The following is a 1,752-nucleotide window of genomic DNA, read 5'->3' on the forward strand; positions in this document are numbered from 1 at the left end:
GTGAAACAAGCAAGTTTTCAATGGCAATTGCCAAAGAAACAAGAATTGCCTGAAACCTTTATCCAAACCTTAAAAGAAAAAAATATTCCGCTTCCGCTAGGTTCGTTATTTTGGAATCGTCAACTTCAGACACCAGAAGCCGTGGAAGCTTTTTTATCGCCGTCATTAGATACATTACATGATCCATTTCTATTTTTTGAGATGGACAAAGCTGTTGAACGTATCCAACAAGCTATTATGGAAGGTGAACGGATCTTAGTTTATGGTGATTATGATGCAGATGGTATTACAAGTACGACTATTATGAAAGAAACATTGGAATTGTTAGGCGCAGATGTTGAGTTTTATTTGCCGAATCGTTTCACTGATGGATATGGTCCTAACCAAGCAGTCTATGAACGTAAAATTGCCGAGGGGATTCAATTAATTGTCACCGTTGATAATGGCGTTTCTGGGCATGAGGCAATTAATTATGCCAATGAGCAAGGTGTTGATGTTATTGTGACAGATCACCATGAAATGCCGCAAGATTTACCAGGAGCCTATGCGATCATCCATCCTCGTCATCCAGCAGGAGAGTATCCATTTGGTGAACTAGCTGGAGTAGGCGTGGCGTTTAAAGTTGCATGTGCATTGCTTGAAGAAGTACCTGTTGAATTTTTAGATTTAGTCGCTATTGGTACAATTGCAGACATGGTTTCTCTAACAGATGAAAATCGGGTGCTCGTTACTTTTGGTTTACAGACAATGAAACAAACAGAACGCATTGGTTTAGCTAAACTAATTGATGTAAGTGGCATCCAACCAGAAGGATTGAATGAAACTAGCATTGGCTTTTCAATTGGTCCACGCCTCAACGCGATTGGTCGCTTAGAAGATCCCAATCCAGCAGTGCATTTAATGTCCACATTCGATGAAGAAGAAGCACAAACCTTAGCTGAAAAGTTAGACCGAATTAATACGCGTCGCAAAGATTTAGTAGAAGTCATTACCGAAGAAGCGATGGCAATGGTTCGTCCAGATGACCGCATCAATGTCATTGCTGGTGAAAATTGGCATGAAGGAATCTTAGGAATTGTCGCTGGTCGTATTTTACGAGCAACGGGGAAACCTACCTTAGTCTTGACTATCAAAGAAGATGGACTAGCGAAAGGTTCAGGTCGTAGCACAGAATCAGTGAATCTATTTGAGATGTTAGACAGTATGCGTGAATGGATGACAAGTTTTGGTGGACACCACGCTGCAGTTGGCTTAAGTTTAGAAGCAGTTAATGTAACTATTTTACAAGAAAAATTAAATGCATATATGCTTGAACATGATTTGACTAGCGGTATTGATTTAGCGATTGATGCGATTTTACCCTTAGCTGCTGTCTCACTAGAATTTATTGATTCTTTACAATTACTGGCACCTTTTGGTATGGATAATCCATTGCCAAACTTTTTATTTGAAAAAGTTTCAGTTACTAGTAGTCGAACGGTTGGTAGTGATAACCAGCATTTAAAATTCTCATTAATTGATGAAACAAATCAACAATTAGATGGAATTGGTTTTGGCTTTGGCTCGGAGTCTTTAGAATTTCAAAGTGATGAATTAAGCGTTGTAGGACAATTATCAATTAATGAATGGAATGGGAAACGAATTCCTCAATTAATGTTGGAAGATTATCAAATTAATGCGTTGCAAGTCTTTGATTATCGTCCAAAACGGAATCAACATTTATTAAATTTTGAAGAAAAGACATTGTTTATT

At 38.2% G+C, this 1,752-nt stretch carries 1 protein-coding gene; it reads left to right on the forward strand.

The window, feature by feature from the left end:
• On the forward strand, positions 1-1,752 hold a 1,752-nt coding region (gene recJ, locus BAU17_RS01175), incomplete at both ends, for a single-stranded-DNA-specific exonuclease RecJ (RefSeq protein ID WP_237579064.1).

The organism is Candidatus Enterococcus willemsii, assembly GCF_009933335.1.
GTDB classification, from domain to species: domain Bacteria; phylum Bacillota; class Bacilli; order Lactobacillales; family Enterococcaceae; genus Enterococcus_F; species Enterococcus_F willemsii.